Source organism: Sporosarcina sp. SG10008 (assembly GCF_044569405.1).
Classification (GTDB): Bacteria; Bacillota; Bacilli; order Bacillales_A; family Planococcaceae; genus Sporosarcina; species Sporosarcina psychrophila.
This window is the reverse complement of record NZ_CP172607.1, coordinates 1700111-1715189: the sequence shown is the minus strand read 5'-3', so window position 1 is coordinate 1715189 and position 15079 is coordinate 1700111. Positions and strand designations below refer to the sequence as shown.

The window sequence follows — 15079 nt, the reverse complement described above, 5'->3', positions numbered from 1 at the left end:
GTACAAGTTCTCTTTTTGAACGTGCAATTTGTTTCGCTTATCGAACTATTATACGTTAGAAAAAATTAAAAGTCATGGGAAGATACTCCCATGACTTTTAAAGTTATTTATTCAATTTCAGCTTTTGGATCCTTGTAGATATGTGTTATGCTGCCATCTTTTTTCTCATCGACTAAACTACTACCGTTTGAATAGCGGTCAACTGGTCGCAATGATCCTGCTAAGATAGGGATTTTACTTCCCTTTTCCGTCGCTAAAACAATAATTTCATCATTTTTCACCATTAACGCCCCGCTAACACGATACGGATTTGACTTCAGTTCCTTCAGAACAACATTACCTCTTTGCGCTCTGGAAGCACTTTCGAGCTCTTTTAAGCCCATTCTTTTCACGCTGCCTCGCTGTGTCGCGATTAAGACGGAAGCCCCGTCATCTGAATTAATCTCCATAGCAACAAGCAGGTCATCATCCTTAAGGTTAATGCCGCGTACACCGGCAGTCCTAATACCTGTTACTGATAACTCAGTAAGCGCGAAGCGTAGCGCATAGGCTTGCTGTGTGAAGAGGATAACATCTTCGTCCCCCCTAACGAGCCTTGCGTCAATCATTACATCATCCTTTTTCACGCCCATCGCTTTAAACAACCTTGAATAGCGCTGGACTTTAAAATCGGCAAGTTTTGATTGTTTGATTAGCCCATTTTGCGATGCTGTGACGATTAACGCTTCTTCATCGAAGTTTTCAAGGCCAATCGCTGCAACAATCGTTTCATTTTGCCCGAGTGGGATGATACTTGAGATATGTTGCCCAAGATCTTTCCATCTAATATCTGGCAACTCATGAATAGGCTGATAGAGATAGTTCCCTGCAGAAGTGAACAGCAAGAGATGATGCTGCGTGTTCATTGGCGCTTCTAATAGCGTATAATCGGATTCCTTCATTTCCTGTCCCGTGCCGTTTGAAGCGCTGTAAGAGCGGACGCTAGTGCGTTTCACATAGCCGTCTTTTGTGACGGATACAATAACTTCTTCACTTGGAACAAGGATATCAAGATCGACTTTAATTTCTTCGATTTTTTCCTCGATAACAGAGCGTCTTGGTTCTGCAAATTGTTTACGGATGTCAAGGAGCTCTTTTTTGATGACTGCAGAAAGTTTTTTATCACTTTTCAAAATTGCATCAAGCTGTTCAATCAGTTTTCGGAGTTCAGCATCTTCCTGCTGAAGTTCAGTAATATCCGTGTTCGTCAGTCTATAAAGCTGTAGCGAAACGATTGCTTCAGCTTGTATTTCAGAGAATTCGAATTTCGAGATGATATTATTTTTAGCATCACGTTTGTCTTTTGATGCGCGAATCGCTTTGATTACTTCATCCAAAATCGATAAAGCTTTCATAAGCCCTTCGACGATATGGAGTCGGTCTTGCGCTTTTTGGATATCATATTGGGATCTACGTGTGACAACTTCTTTTTGATGGCCAATATAGGCATCAAGCAACATCGGCAGTGACATTAATGTCGGTCTGCGCCCAGAGATGGCAATCATGTTGAAGTTATACGTCACTTGCAGGTCTGTATTTTTAAGAAGATATTGCAAGATCGCATTACCGTCGACGTCTTTTTTTAGCTCTATGACAACACGGAGGCCAGTCCGGTCCGATTCGTCCCTGACATCTGCGATACCATCTAGTTTTCGATCATGACGAAGCTCATCCATCTTCCTCACCATATTTGCCTTGTTAACGTCATATGGGATTTCCGTCACAACGATTTGCGATTTACCGCCTTTTAAGGGTTCGATGAACGACTTCGATCTGATGATAAAGCGTCCTTTTCCGGTCTCGTAGGCTGTTTTAATACCGTTTGTTCCTTGGATAGTACCGCCAGTTGGAAAATCAGGTCCTTTGATAACTGTCATCAATTCATCGACCGTAACATCCGGTTTGTCCATCCGCATAAGGACCGCATCAAGTACTTCATGAAGCGCATGTGGCGGGATATCCGTCGCATATCCTGCAGAAATACCTGTTGAACCGTTGACGAGCAAGTTTGGATATCTTGCGGGTAAAACAGTTGGTTCAGGTTCAGTATCATCGAAGTTTGGTATGAAATCGACAGTATTTTTACCCAGGTCACGTAGCATTTGCCCTGCTATTGTGGAAAGGCGTGCTTCTGTATACCGCATTGCAGCAGCCGAATCTCCATCGACTGAACCGTTATTTCCTTGCATTTCCACTAACATATGACGCAGTTTCCAATCTTGGCTCATCCGTACCATTGCTTCGTAGACGGATGTGTCACCGTGTGGATGATAGTTCCCGATGACATTCCCGACTGTTTTTGCGGATTTCCGGAATGCTTTCTCATGTGTATTACCTTCGTGGAACATCGCATACAAAATACGCCGCTGAACGGGTTTTAAGCCATCGCGTGCGTCAGGCAATGCCCGGTCCTGGATGATGTACTTACTATATCGTCCAAACCGGTCACCGATCACTTCTTCCAGGGGAAGGTCTTGGTAGCTTTCTGATGGTGTCATTCAAAATCCCCCTCAACGTGCAAAAATTCGTTGTCTAAAATATTGTGCTCTTCCTGTGTACCGAAATCGACGTTCTCTTCAATCCAGCGTCGTCTTGGCTCTACTTTATCGCCCATTAGTGTCGTTACTCGACGTTCAACTGTAGCGCTGTCTTCAATCGTTACACGGATCAATGTACGTGTTTCAGGATCCATAGTCGTTTCCCATAACTGATCGGCATTCATTTCCCCAAGACCTTTGTAGCGTTGGAGCATATATCCTTTGCCGACTTTCTCTATCGCTTTATTAAGTTCTGTGCCTTCAGTCCATGCATATGCAAATTTTTCGCTCTTCCCTGTCCCTTTGAAAACTTTGTAAAGAGGAGGCAATGCAATATATACTTTTCCTGCTTCAATTAGCGGTTTCATGTAACGGTAGAAGAACGTCAACAACAGCACTTGAATATGTGCACCGTCCGTATCCGCATCCGTCATTATGATTACTTTATCATAAGCGATGTCTGCGACTTGGAAGTCTGATCCTACGCCGCCCCCGATTGCATGGATAATCATATTGATTTCTTCGTTTTTCATGATATCCTCGAGTTTTGCTTTTTCAGTATTAAGTACTTTCCCTCGTAATGGAAGGATTGCCTGGAATACACGGTCCCGTCCTTGTTTTGCAGAGCCGCCGGCAGAGTCACCTTCGACCAGGTAGAGTTCGTTTTTCGCAGCATTCCTGGATTGCGCAGGTGTTAATTTACCCGATAGTAGTGTATCTGATCTTTTTCTCTTTTTACCTGAACGCGCATCTTCGCGCGCTTTTCGCGCCGCCTCACGTGCTTGATGCGCCCGAATTGCTTTACGTACGAGGGACGCACTTAAATCTGCATTCTCTTCAAGGAAATACAGAAGTTTTTGCGAAACGATTGAATCGGTTACGCCTCTTGCTTCACTTGTCCCGAGTTTGCCTTTCGTCTGTCCCTCAAACTGCAAAATTTCTTCCGGTATACGGACTGATACGATTGCCGCAATACCTTCACGGATATCCGCACCTTCAAGGTTTTTGTCTTTTTCTTTTAATAAACCCGCTTTTCTTGCATATTCATTAAATACACGTGTCATACCGGTTTTGGCACCGGTTTCATGTGTTCCACCGTCTTTTGTTCGAACGTTATTCACAAATGATAAAATCGTTTCTGAGTAACCATCACTAAATTGGAACGCAAATTCGACCTCTATGCCTTCTGATTCGCCTTCCAAGTAAGCTACCTCATGCAAAACGTCCTTCTCTTCATTCAGATAAGAGATGAAAGCTTCAATGCCAGTTTCGTATTGAAAGATTTCATGCTTGTCCGTTCCTTCTTCTTTTAGCTCGATTTTCAAGCCTTTTAACAGGAATGCAGACTCCCGTAAGCGTTCACTAATCGTTTCATAATGATATTTTAACGTAGAGAAGATCGTCGCATCCGGTTTGAAATGAATGAGCGTCCCTTTTTCACGTGTTGTTCCAATTTGTTCAAGTGTAGTGGCTGGCTTACCACCTTTTTCGAAGCGTTGACAGAACTTTTTGCCGTCACGAAAAATCGTGACTTCGAGTTTTTCTGACAATGCGTTTACGACTGATGCGCCAACGCCATGAAGTCCACCGCTTGTTTTGTATCCGCCTTGTCCGAACTTGCCGCCTGCGTGGAGAACGGTCAGGATTACCTCTGTCGTTGGTTTACCCGACTGGTGAATTCCTGTTGGCATCCCCCGCCCGTAGTCCCGCACACTGACGCTTCCGTCTTTATGAAGTGTAACGTCTACCTCATTACCAAATCCCGCTAGCGCCTCATCTACCGCATTATCTACAATCTCATAGACAAGGTGGTGAAGTCCACGGGAATCAGTTGACCCAATGTACATACCTGGTCTTTTTCGTACTGCATCGAGGCCTTCAAGTATTTGTATCGAATCATCATCATACGTATAATTATCTACGTTTTTCGTCAAAGTGCAACCTCCATCAAACAAATGTTCTCTATTATATAATCGTACTGCTTCCTTTAAAGCTTGTCAAATCAACGTTTTCGGAAGCTTGCTCAATTAATTGTATAGAAGATAGACTTTTATTGCAACGAAGACAGGAAATTGTTCGTCTCTCAAATCAGCTGTTAGGGGTACAAAAATCAGAAATCAGGCTATAACTGCTTAACTTGGTTCGCTCATTCTTCACATGAAGCCCATTGTCGCAACTTCACGGTTCTGCTAAACTAGGTCTATACATAGACAAACTAAAAAAGGAGTACGTCAATGGAACTTATCATACTTTTACTACTTGCTTATTTAATTGGCTCAATTCCTTCTGCACTCTGGGTTGGGAAACTTTTTTACAAGACCGACATCCGACAACATGGTAGCGGCAACCTAGGTGGTACGAATACCTTCCGTGTACTCGGCAAAACAGCGGGACTTACCGTAACTATTCTGGATATTTTAAAAGGTACTGCAGCTGCATTATTGCCGCTCTTGCCTATTTTCGACAGTGTTAGCGTCCACCCTCTTATTCCAGGACTTCTTGCAGTCGTCGGACATATGTATCCCGTCTTCGCCCATTTCAAAGGTGGCAAAGCTGTAGCGACATCCGGCGGTGTGTTGCTTGCCTATGAATGGCCTGTTTTCATCATTGTGCTCGCAACATTTTTCATCGCTTTAAAAGTAACGAAAATGGTGAGCTTATCATCAATGATCGTATCTGTCGTTGGATTTGTATACAGTATCTATTTTTACCTCCGAACAGGCGATATTTATTTGATGGTGATGATTGGTCTTTTCGGTGCCTTTATCTTCTATCGTCACCGGGAGAATATCGGTCGGATCAAAGCAGGAACCGAGCCAAAAGTGAAGTGGTTATAATACAATGGATGTAGCAACGGAAAGGCTGGTGTTTCCAATGAAGATTATTTTGTCGAAAGAAGCGCTTTTGTGGTTTAAAGAGGAGATGGAAGCTGAACCTGGTGATGCTATCCGCTTTTTTGCAAGATACGGTGGATCCAGTTCGATTCAGGCAGGCTTTTCACTTGGTGTAACGAAAGAGCAACCGGATGAAGTAGCCATTGAAACAGAGCATAATAGTGTTCGTTATTATATCGAAAGCCGAGACAAATGGTATTTCCTTGGTCATGACCTACATGTCAATGTGGATCCTAAACTGCATGAACTTATTTATTCATACGAAAAAGCGTGATGGCCATATGCCTCACGCTTTTCTTCATTTATTTATGAGTAGGTAAGGCTTTGCTGACAATAGACAATTATTAACTCCAAAAAACTTGAAACTGTTATACTACACACTCATTAAAGTAGATTGAACCGTTTTAATTGATTATGGAGTCCTTCTTTAAGTAAAATGTCTCGTTCGTGTTTACCAAACAAATCAAAATGAGGATAATCTTCCCTCATATCGATCCACTCCCGCTTCAATCCATATTGCTTGCCCCATTCGACAAGTTTGCTGATATCTGCGCAACCTGCTTTGGTTACTGTATTGTATCCTGGAAAGCGTTCATCAAGCCAGTAATGAGTTAAAAATGCCATTTCCCCTTCACTAACTGCTTTTTTCCAAGCTCGCAGTTCTACACGCTGTATCCCAAATGCCATTAGTCTTTACATCGCTTCACTTCTGTATATTTAGCATCCCAATCTGGCGCGATTTTCTTTAGGGAAACGGGACGAAATGAGCCTTTTCTCACGACGACATGTTCCGATTTTGCTGTTGCTGAAATTGTGCCGTCCTCATGGAGGATTTCATAGCCATAAGTTGTACGTAGCCTTCCGTGTGACTCTACCCACGTCCGTACAGTCGCTTTCTGTCCGTATTTCATCGCTGCCTTATATTGAATAGATAAGTCCGTCACCGGCGACAAGAAGCCATCTGCCTCCAGTTGCGCGTATGTATAGCCTAAGTCCTCAATCAACTTCGTACGTCCGATCTCCATCCATACTAAATAATTCGCGTGATAGACGATTCCCATCTGATCTGTCTCTGCATATCTGATTTCAATTTCTTTTTCACTGATAAACACTACCATCACCTCACTACCCATTATACAAAAGCCATGCTGAAAAAGCTGAACTGAAGTCTAAGCAGAAAAAAGGTGCCCGATTAAATCGGACACCTCTACCTATTAAAATTAGTTCGTTTTCATTTTATCACGAAGAACCATTTGCAGGATTCCGCCGTGACGGTAGTAGTCAACTTCAACTTCTGAGTCAAAGCGTGCTAGTACGTCGAATTCTTTGACAGAACCGTTTTTCGCAGTTGCTGTTACTTTCAGAATGTCGCGTGGTTTAACGCCTTCTGCGATATTAACGTTGATTTCTTCTTCACCAGTAAGGCCAAGTGTTTCAGCACTATCGCCTTTCATGAATTGAAGTGGAAGTACGCCCATCATAACAAGGTTTGAACGGTGAATACGCTCGTAGCTTTCAGCGATAACTGTTCTGATACCGAGAAGTGATGTACCTTTCGCAGCCCAGTCACGTGAAGAACCCATTCCGTAGTCTTTACCAGTGATGATTGCAAGACCCGTGCCTTCTTCTTGATACTTCATAGCAGCATCATAAATTGGCATAATCTCTTTTGTTGGCCAGTAAGTCGTGAATCCGCCTTCTGTGCCTTTCGCAATTTGGTTACGAATACGGATATTAGCGAATGTACCGCGCATCATTACTTCATGGTTACCACGGCGTGAACCGTACGAGTTGAAGAAACGAGGGCTTACGCCATTGTCGATCAAGTATTTACCAGCCGGTGTATCTTTACCGATTGCGCCTGCAGGTGAAATATGGTCCGTTGTGATTGAATCGCCAAATTTACCAATGACACGAAGCCCTGAAAGTGCTTGAATGTCAGCCGGTTCTTTTGCAAGTCCTTCGAAGAATGGTGGGTTTTGAATATACGTTGAGTTTTCATCGAAATCATACAATGAATCGTCTGTAGTTTCAATTGCATTCCATGCTTCGTTCTCAGTGAATACCCGTGCATATTCTTTACGGAATAACTCAGGAGTAACTGTTGATTTAACAACTGCTTGAATTTCTTCCGTAGTAGGCCAAATATCTTTGAAGAAGACATCAAAGCCTTCTTTGTCTTTACCAATTGGATCTTTTTCGAAGTCGATATCGACTGTTCCAGCAAGTGCATAAGCAACAACAAGTGGCGGTGAAGCCAAGTAGTTTGCTTTCACAAGTGGGTGAATACGTCCTTCAAAGTTACGGTTACCAGAAAGAACTGAAGACATTAGCATATCGTTGCCCATGATTGCTTTTTCAATTTCAGGAAGTAGCGGTCCAGAGTTACCGATACATGTAGTACAGCCGTATCCAACTGTGTTGAATCCGATTTGATCCAAGAACACATTAAGTCCTGAATCTTCCAGGTACCCTGTAACGACTTTTGAACCTGGTGCAAGTGATGTTTTCACGTAAGCTGGTGGTGTAAGTCCTTTTTCAACCGCTTTTTTCGCAACAAGTCCAGCACCCAACATAACATATGGGTTAGATGTGTTTGTACATGAAGTGATTGCAGCGATTGCAAGGTCACCTGTTTTAATTTCGACAGAACGTCCGTCTTCGAATTCGATTGTAGCTTTTTTCGTTAGCTCTTTAGGAGAGAATCCGAAACCTTGGTTCCCTTCAGGTGCAACAACTGCTTCGTTGAATGAGCTTTGCATTTCTGTAAGAGGAATCAAATCTTGTGGACGTTTCGGTCCAGCAAGGTTCGCTACAATACCAGTAAGGTCGATTTCGACAACATCAGTGTATGTTGGTTCTTCGTTTTCTACAGTGAAGAACATATCGTTCTCAACTAGGTATTGTTTAACTACTGCAATATCGCTATCTTCACGGCCAGTTAAACGCATGTAATCAAGTGCTTCTTCATCTACTGGGAAGAATCCGCATGTTGCACCGTATTCAGGCGCCATGTTCGCAATTGTTGCACGGTCTGCAAGTGGTAAGTGTGCAACACCTGGTCCGAAGAACTCAACGAATTTACCAACAACGCCATGTGCACGAAGTGTTTGTGTCACTTTCAGCGCTAGGTCAGTTGCTGTCGTTCCGTTTGGAAGCTGACCAACAAGTTTTACACCGATAACTTCTGGAATCGGGAAGTATGAAGGTTGTCCGAGCATGCCCGCTTCAGCTTCAATACCACCAACACCCCATCCAAGAACACCGATACCGTTGATCATCGTCGTGTGGGAGTCAGTTCCTACAAGTGTATCCGGGTATGTTTCGAATGTGCCATCTTCGTTTTCAACTGCATGGACAACATTTGCCAAGTACTCAAGGTTAACTTGGTGAACGATTCCTGTTGCAGGTGGTACTGCACGGTAGTTGTCATAAGCTTTTTGTGCCCAGCTTAGGAATTGGTAACGTTCTGCGTTACGCTCGAACTCAAGTTCCATGTTCAGGTTAAGCGCTTCTGCCGAACCATAACGGTCAACTTGTACAGAGTGGTCAATAACAAGATCAACTGGAATTTCAGGATTGATTTTATTAGGGTCGCCGCCCATTGCTGCCATTGCTGAACGAAGTGATGCAAGGTCAACAACAACAGGTACACCCGTGAAGTCTTGAAGGATAACGCGTGACGGTTTGAATGGTACTTCTGCATCCGCGTCCGCATCTTTCCCCCATTTCGCCAAGTTTTCGACATGATTGTCTTTGATGACATAGCCGTCGTGTTGACGTAGGACGGATTCAAGTAGCACTTTAATCGAGTAAGGTAGATTGGAAACTTTAGCGATACCGGCTTCTTCGAGTGCGGCAAGACGATAATAGTTATATGTCTTACCGTTCAGATCGAATGACGTACGGCTGTTGTGCAAATTGCTTTTTGCCATTATTGAATTCCTCCTTCTATCTGCTGAAAACTACTGAAAAGGCTATAAATAAGCGTCTTTTCTCTACTTCATCATATAATATCAACCCACATAAGTAAAATACATTAACTTTATAGTCTATCATAAGTTAATGTTATGACTCCCCTCCCTCTTAAGAACTCTTCATAATACGTAAGATAGTTTGCAAGTAATTTGTCATAAAAACGCGACAAGGATCATATTGCTGTCGGATATGTTCATGAACCATTTGAGATTTGGTGACAGTTTCCGCATTTGTTCATTCTTCAAATCGTTCACTTTTTCGAAATGTGGCCGCCCGTTGTATATCTCGATTAGCATGTATACCCATTAAATTTAGAGGCAAGCGTCCAATTCTTTGTACATAAGAAACGCGATGAACTCCGTTTCCTCTTCTTGCGTGGGACTGAGAAGAACATCATCATCAGTAGCGACTATGCATTCAATTGGGGGATGAACGCAAAATGGATGTGCATGCATGAAGTCATGAATTTCTTCGATGCAAGCTTCAAAAGTACGCTAGGGAATCGCATATTTCGTCTCTGTGAATTTGACGAGCTGCGGTGAAGGGAGCACTTAATAATACATACCCCTTTTTGGAGCGTTTGGAACACTTTTAGCAGAAATTAATGAAGTAGTCACTAAATTATGGCATGATGGAATGAAAAGGGGTGTTATAAAGTGAAGAAAGCGTTGTTAGTTATTGATTATACAATGGATTTCGTGGCTGAAGATGGTGCACTTACATGCGGAGAACCAGGAATTCACTTGGAAAAATATATCACCGAGTTAACGGGGAAATTTTTAGACGACAATCATTTCGTTGTGATGCCAGTTGATGTGCATGATTTAGACGATTTGTACCATCCTGAAACAAAACAATTTCCTCCACATAATATACGTGGGACTACCGGCAGGAATCTGTATGGTTCCCTTCAACAATTGTATGATGAGCGCAAAGAAGAAATCCATTGGATGGACAAAACACGTTTCAGTGCATTTGCGGGCACAGATTTGGAGTTGCTTCTTCGAGCACGCAGAATTACCGAATTGCATCTGGTTGGTGTCTGTACGGATATTTGCATCCTTCATACAGCTGTCGATGCATACAACCGCGGATTTGATATTGTCGTCCACGAAAAAGGTGTTGCGAGCTTCGATCCTGCAGGTCATGCATGGGCACTTCGTCATTTTGAAAATACGCTAGGTGTTACTGTTGTCCGCTAACACTCTTGAAGTTTCGGTAATTTTTTCCTTCAAGATGTTTAAAGGCATGTAATAAAGGTTATTGCAAAGACTATAGAGGAAATTTTAAATTACTAAAAAGGAGATGGACAGTATGAGTTTCATTTGGTTTTTGATTATTGGCGGGATTATCGGTTGGCTTGCAGGAATGATTTTGGGAAGAGATATCCCAGGTGGAATTATTGGTAACATTATCGCTGGTATTATTGGTGCATGGATTGGTGGAATGCTACTTGGGCAATGGGGTCCGAAAATTTCTGACTTCTATATTTTCCCTGCTTTCATTGGAGCGATTATCCTCGTGTTCATTGTGAGCTTTATTATGAAATCAATGCGTAAAGCTTCATAATTCCAATTAATAACGAAGTACAAAAGCGGAAACGCCTGCCACGTCTAGACGTGAAATATCGCCTTTCATAGGTGATCCCTAGGCCAAGAATTTTATAATTTACAAAGCAATAAAAAGATGGACCCCAATATACTGGCGGTCCATCTTTTTAATTTTATTTATTGGCTGCTTCCATGTCAACTCGTTGGACTTCGAATTCATTGAAAAATCGCAATACGTCCTGTACGTACTTTTCACTGCGGTTATAATTGAAAATAGCCTTTTCCAAGTCTCCATCTGCTGCGCCACTTTTTGAAAGATAGTTGGCGGCACTAAAAATTGCGTCTTCGATATCATATGGATCGGCTATGCCGTCACCATTCCCATCGACACCGTATCCGCCGTATTCTTTGATGATAGCGGGATTTGTCTTGTCTTTTTCAGGAATTTCGCCTTTTCCAAGACCGCTACATCCCGGGTAAGTCCAGCCGACAAATGTGCAAGGCATGAACTGCATATGTCCTTCTGCACCCACGGGTGAAAGAAGCGGATCCATCGTTGAAAACCGCGTTTCAATGCGGTGATGTGCTGCAAGGAGTGTCCACGGGATACCATAAACCTCCGCCGCCTCTTTATAGATAGGAATGTACTCTTCCGGAATTGACGTTGCAGTGTGACGTTCCCCTATGTCGAGCAATGCACTTGCAGATTTCCGAATTAGTTCTGGATTGTTCAAACCTGTCCAAATAATAGCTGTTAATATGAAGATAGTAACAGTAATCGGGATAAGCAGGATGATAAGCATTGCTTTCATTTTTATAGATAAGCCTTTACGTTTTTGTTTTTTCATCTTTCCACCCCGTTAGATCCAGTATTGCTTTTGTTTAGTTACGCACCTTCTTTACTAAGTGCTTTCATATCCTTGACGATTTCATCAAATGGTACATCTGTCATACCGTCATAGGTTTTGACGACTTCCCCTTTTTGATTGACAAGAGAAAAGTAAGTTGCGTGCATTACCTGATCCGAATCAGGTATATCAGCAACAAGCGTCTTGAAGGACTTCGCAGCGAAGTCAGTAATTTTCTCTTGTGTATACCCAGTCAGCATTTCCCATCTGCTTTGATCCAGGACGTCATACAAGTCAAGGTAATCTTGCATCGCTTCCGGTGTATCCACATCGGGATCAATACTGAATGATACGATTTTGTAATCTTCAATGCCTTCATCAATAAGTTTTTTGTCAAGGTCTGCCATGTTCATCATCATCGGCGGACATGCACTTGTACAAACAGTGAAAACAAATTGTGCCAGCCATACTTTCCCTTTCATATCATCCAATGAAACCTTTTCATTGTGCTGGTTTGTAAATTCAAACGGTTCAATTTTATAATTATGCTCCGCTTTGAACCCACCAGCAGAACACGCACTTAAAATAAGCACTACAAGTAATACATAAGGTAGTAAAAGTTTTTTTCTCATTTGTCTTCCTCCACTATCAATTGATACGTTCATCATATCGGAAGTAATGGCTTCAAACAAGCGAGGAGCTGATTGCTTCCATGACGAATCCGTGACTTATTTGTGAAGTTCACTTCATCTTTAAGGAAAAGAGTACATAGTATATATCGACAAGTTTCGTTTCGATTCGGTGCAAGAGATAAAGTTAATCTTCAATCAGAGGGGGGGCTTCATCCCCCACTTATTCTTCTTGTGTCCTTGAAGACTTGAAATGGGGGTCTTACTGCCCTTTAATGCGGGATAAAATGAAAAAAAGTGGAGAGTCATTTACCTCGAAAGCATCAGAATAAATTCCTCCAACCGCATTCTTAAATTTGCGGGTTGCCATGACTATCACCTTCTTTGTGTCCTTATATAGTCTGAAATTAAAGAAAGGAATACATTGTCCGTGTGTTTTTTTACAAAAGCTCTTATAATGGTGAATAGAATGGAAGAGGTGAAGACTGTTGCAGCAAGATCTATTTATGTGGTTCATCATTTTCTGGTGCGTTGTCCTCATAGGGCTATTCGGCATCGGCGGCTTTTTCATGTTCCGGAAATTTTTGAAAGTGTTCCCAAAAGCGGACGGAAAATCTACACTTGACTGGGAAGAGCATTATGTGGAGAGCTCTCTGCACCTTTGGAATGACGAGGCGAAACTTTTGTTGAATGAGCTAGTTGTCCCAGTACCGGAATTATTCCGCCCCGTAGCGAAGCAAAAAATCGCGGGTAAGATTGGCGAGATAGCACTTGAGGAAAATGCGAAGAAAATTGATTCCGATCTTATTGTCCGCGGATATATACAAGCAACGCCAAAACGGGACCATAAATTTTTGCGCAAGAAAATGGCCGAAATGAAGATTGATCTAACACCATATGAACATTTATTTTGATTGAACAAAAGTGGCTCAAAGGGCTTCTAAAATCTTTGAGTTTTAAATTATTCCCTGTGCGAGATTTCATTATTTTCTAAGGAACAAGTAAAAGGTGTCCGCATTTAATTGCGGACACCTTTTACTTGTTTACCTTCTTTTATTTTATTGTACTTGATAAGCATACCAATCCGCCAAGGGATAATCATGCCAAATGCAAGAATCCAGAACATGCCGCCCAGTTCCCCTACATCTATTGTATTACTTAGAAGCAGTTTCCCGACGAGCCGAACAATAAGAAGCCCAAGTAGAATAAATAGGAATGCTTTTGACCGTTTCATATAGATATCGTCATCTTTACGTTCGAAATTTGTCGTTTTTATCAAGATAATTGAGAACAGTATCCCAACAAGGAGGGCTTCTAGCACCTGGGACAGCGGCACCCGAAATTCTTCGAATATGAACATCAGCGCACCCGTCGACATAAAGAGGGGCGGCAAGATGATCTTCAGTGGGGTAACAGGTCTCTTCGCCGCTTTCGTCCTAACAATCAGCGCAATCAATCCCATAACTAGCGCAAGTACGGTTGAACCGATAATGAGGTAAACCGGGGGCACCTTTGTGAAAACTGTTTCAATTAGTTCGTTCATATTATTTCCCCCAAGCGATACTTCAATTCTTCTATTCGAATAAAACGTGCAAATCGCGCATACTCTTTCCCTTCATTGAACAGGAGGACAACTGGCGCTGTAAATAACGAAAGTTGTCCCGCTATTTCTGGCACTTCTGCCACATTCACTGTATAAAATGGAATTGGAAAGTCTACTTTAAGTGCTTTCACTTGTGGGTATAGTCCTTCACAGACTGAACAGTTATCGGTTTTCACGAAAAGGAGTAACGCGCTTTCTCTTTCAACGTATTCCATCCATTCACCGAATGATCCGATTTGCTTCATCGGAATCCCTCCCATTCAACTCAAAAACCTTGGAAATCTCCGAAAATTGGGCTGAGCAAACTTGTTAAATACGTCAATCCATCGAAGAACAGCAAAATTCCGAATGCAATCATGACGGCGCCCCCAATTTTCATTATCAAGCCACTATTTTTCCGAATCCAACCGAGACGCGTTATAAAGAACGACAGAACAAAGAATGGAATCGCAAAACCGAAGACATACATCAGCATATAGATAACTCCTGATCCTGGGTTTGTCGCAGAGAGTCCCATGATTACCCCGATTATCGGTCCTGAGCACGGTGTCCAACCTGCGGCGAATGCAAGCCCAATTAATACACTCCCAAAATAACCAGAAGGACGGTTTTTAAACTGTAGTTTCTTTTCGCCCATAAGAAACTTAGGTGTGTATACACCTGCAATCATAAGGCCAAATAACACCATAAAGACTGCCCCGAGTTGTCTTAGTATTTCTTGATTTTCTACAAAAAATGTCCCTACCAACGACGTAGCGAAACCAAGTACGACAAAAATAATTGAAAATCCGATTAAAAAGAACAGTGTATGTAGTGTACCGCTTCTGCTCATGCGTTTCGAATCCGATTTTAGATCATCCAGTGACATGCCCGTAATATACGAAATGAATGCTGGGTACAGCGGCAATGTACACGGAGAGATGAAACTTAAGAAACCGGCACCGAAAGCGAGAAATAGATTTAAGTCTGTTGCCATTATTCTCTCCCCTTCAATTTTTCTT

At 42.3% G+C, this 15079-nt stretch carries 16 protein-coding genes; 5 read left to right on the top strand and 11 right to left on the bottom strand.

All coding sequences use genetic code 11. The annotated features are described in order from the left end of the window. Positions 1–107 precede the first annotated feature (107 nt). A complete protein-coding gene (gene parC, locus ACGLYD_RS08215) occupies positions 108–2537 on the bottom strand; it encodes a DNA topoisomerase IV subunit A (protein WP_340742124.1) in 2430 nt (809 codons plus the stop codon). Continuing rightward, positions 2534–4510, bottom strand: a complete 1977-nt coding sequence (parE, locus tag ACGLYD_RS08210) for a DNA topoisomerase IV subunit B (RefSeq protein ID WP_067209303.1) — start codon at positions 4508–4510, stop codon at positions 2534–2536. Before parE ends, parC begins: the two co-directional genes overlap by 4 nt. 300 nt (positions 4511–4810) lie before the next feature. Between parE and plsY the strand changes: the two genes are divergently transcribed. Both plsY and ACGLYD_RS08200 read left to right on the top strand, forming a co-directional pair. Then, positions 4811–5413, top strand: a complete 603-nt coding sequence (gene plsY, locus ACGLYD_RS08205) for a glycerol-3-phosphate 1-O-acyltransferase PlsY (protein ID WP_067209301.1) — start codon at positions 4811–4813, stop codon at positions 5411–5413. 37 nt (positions 5414–5450) lie between these two features. After that, positions 5451–5744: a HesB/YadR/YfhF family protein gene (locus ACGLYD_RS08200; protein ID WP_067213944.1), complete on the top strand. Its 294-nt coding sequence runs from the start codon at positions 5451–5453 to the stop codon at positions 5742–5744. A 110-nt stretch (positions 5745–5854) separates the two neighbouring features. Here ACGLYD_RS08200 and ACGLYD_RS08195 read toward each other — a convergent pair whose 3' ends face one another. From ACGLYD_RS08195 to ACGLYD_RS08180, 4 genes are all read right to left on the bottom strand, one after another. Next, on the bottom strand, positions 5855–6157 hold the full coding sequence (locus ACGLYD_RS08195) for a hypothetical protein (RefSeq protein ID WP_187044836.1): 303 nt from the start codon (positions 6155–6157) through the stop codon (positions 5855–5857). After that, positions 6157–6582, bottom strand: coding sequence for a thioesterase family protein (locus ACGLYD_RS08190; RefSeq protein ID WP_067209295.1), 426 nt, complete (start codon positions 6580–6582; stop codon positions 6157–6159). The genes ACGLYD_RS08195 and ACGLYD_RS08190 overlap by 1 nt, the downstream gene beginning before the upstream one ends. 108 nt (positions 6583–6690) lie before the next feature. After that, positions 6691–9405: an aconitate hydratase AcnA gene (gene acnA / locus ACGLYD_RS08185; RefSeq protein ID WP_067209291.1), complete on the bottom strand. Its 2715-nt coding sequence runs from the start codon at positions 9403–9405 to the stop codon at positions 6691–6693. A 354-nt stretch (positions 9406–9759) separates the two neighbouring features. Continuing rightward, on the bottom strand, positions 9760–9903 hold the full coding sequence (locus ACGLYD_RS08180) for a D-arabinono-1,4-lactone oxidase (RefSeq protein WP_082786570.1): 144 nt from the start codon (positions 9901–9903) through the stop codon (positions 9760–9762). A gap of 201 nt (positions 9904–10104) precedes the next feature. Here ACGLYD_RS08180 and ACGLYD_RS08175 point away from each other — a divergent pair, with 201 nt between their 5' ends. Both ACGLYD_RS08175 and ACGLYD_RS08170 read left to right on the top strand, forming a co-directional pair. Then, positions 10105–10650 (top strand): cysteine hydrolase family protein, encoded by a 546-nt coding sequence (locus ACGLYD_RS08175; protein ID WP_187044835.1) that lies wholly within the window; start codon positions 10105–10107, stop codon positions 10648–10650. A 112-nt stretch (positions 10651–10762) separates the two neighbouring features. Further along, positions 10763–11017, top strand: a complete 255-nt coding sequence (locus tag ACGLYD_RS08170) for a GlsB/YeaQ/YmgE family stress response membrane protein (RefSeq protein WP_067209287.1) — start codon at positions 10763–10765, stop codon at positions 11015–11017. Positions 11018–11171: 154 nt separating this feature from the next. Here ACGLYD_RS08170 and ACGLYD_RS08165 read toward each other — a convergent pair whose 3' ends face one another. After that, positions 11172–11846, bottom strand: coding sequence for a lytic transglycosylase domain-containing protein (locus ACGLYD_RS08165; protein ID WP_067209284.1), 675 nt, complete (start codon positions 11844–11846; stop codon positions 11172–11174). A 38-nt stretch (positions 11847–11884) separates the two neighbouring features. Continuing rightward, positions 11885–12478 (bottom strand): SCO family protein, encoded by a 594-nt coding sequence (locus tag ACGLYD_RS08160; RefSeq protein ID WP_067209282.1) that lies wholly within the window; start codon positions 12476–12478, stop codon positions 11885–11887. A gap of 503 nt (positions 12479–12981) precedes the next feature. On the opposite strand from ACGLYD_RS08160, the gene ACGLYD_RS08155 reads away from it, so the two are divergent. Next, complete coding sequence (locus ACGLYD_RS08155; protein ID WP_156476164.1) at positions 12982–13389, top strand: DUF2621 domain-containing protein; 408 nt, start codon at positions 12982–12984, stop codon at positions 13387–13389. Positions 13390–13493: 104 nt separating this feature from the next. On the opposite strand, the gene ACGLYD_RS08150 is transcribed toward ACGLYD_RS08155, so the two are convergent. From ACGLYD_RS08150 to ACGLYD_RS08140, 3 genes are read right to left on the bottom strand one after another with little or no spacing between them, the layout of a single operon-like run. Then, a complete protein-coding gene (locus ACGLYD_RS08150) occupies positions 13494–14018 on the bottom strand; it encodes a CcdC family protein (RefSeq protein ID WP_187044833.1) in 525 nt (174 codons plus the stop codon). After that, the gene (locus ACGLYD_RS08145) at positions 14015–14323 is read right to left on the bottom strand and encodes a thioredoxin family protein (protein WP_067209275.1); all 309 of its coding nucleotides are present in this window, start codon (positions 14321–14323) and stop codon (positions 14015–14017) included. Before ACGLYD_RS08145 ends, ACGLYD_RS08150 begins: the two co-directional genes overlap by 4 nt. 20 nt (positions 14324–14343) lie before the next feature. Continuing rightward, entirely contained in the window at positions 14344–15054 is a 711-nt protein-coding gene (locus tag ACGLYD_RS08140) for a cytochrome c biogenesis CcdA family protein (RefSeq protein WP_067209272.1), read from the bottom strand. Positions 15055–15079: the final 25 nt, after the last annotated feature.

Excerpts from the sequence above, each read along its gene's own strand:
- parC (WP_340742124.1), bottom strand. The coding sequence starts at position 2,537 with ATGACACCATCAGAAAGCTACCAAGACCTTCCCCTGGAAGAAGTGATC.
- plsY (WP_067209301.1), top strand. The coding sequence starts at position 4,811 with ATGGAACTTATCATACTTTTACTACTTGCTTATTTAATTGGCTCAATT.
- ACGLYD_RS08200 (WP_067213944.1), top strand. The coding sequence starts at position 5,451 with ATGAAGATTATTTTGTCGAAAGAAGCGCTTTTGTGGTTTAAAGAGGAG.
- ACGLYD_RS08195 (WP_187044836.1), bottom strand. The coding sequence starts at position 6,157 with ATGGCATTTGGGATACAGCGTGTAGAACTGCGAGCTTGGAAAAAAGCA.
- acnA (WP_067209291.1), bottom strand. The coding sequence starts at position 9,405 with ATGGCAAAAAGCAATTTGCACAACAGCCGTACGTCATTCGATCTGAAC.
- ACGLYD_RS08180 (WP_082786570.1), bottom strand. The coding sequence starts at position 9,903 with ATGCATGCACATCCATTTTGCGTTCATCCCCCAATTGAATGCATAGTC.
- ACGLYD_RS08170 (WP_067209287.1), top strand. The coding sequence starts at position 10,763 with ATGAGTTTCATTTGGTTTTTGATTATTGGCGGGATTATCGGTTGGCTT.
- ACGLYD_RS08165 (WP_067209284.1), bottom strand. The coding sequence starts at position 11,846 with ATGAAAAAACAAAAACGTAAAGGCTTATCTATAAAAATGAAAGCAATG.
- ACGLYD_RS08160 (WP_067209282.1), bottom strand. The coding sequence starts at position 12,478 with ATGAGAAAAAAACTTTTACTACCTTATGTATTACTTGTAGTGCTTATT.
- ACGLYD_RS08155 (WP_156476164.1), top strand. The coding sequence starts at position 12,982 with ATGTGGTTCATCATTTTCTGGTGCGTTGTCCTCATAGGGCTATTCGGC.
- ACGLYD_RS08150 (WP_187044833.1), bottom strand. The coding sequence starts at position 14,018 with ATGAACGAACTAATTGAAACAGTTTTCACAAAGGTGCCCCCGGTTTAC.
- ACGLYD_RS08145 (WP_067209275.1), bottom strand. The coding sequence starts at position 14,323 with ATGAAGCAAATCGGATCATTCGGTGAATGGATGGAATACGTTGAAAGA.
- ACGLYD_RS08140 (WP_067209272.1), bottom strand. The coding sequence starts at position 15,054 with ATGGCAACAGACTTAAATCTATTTCTCGCTTTCGGTGCCGGTTTCTTA.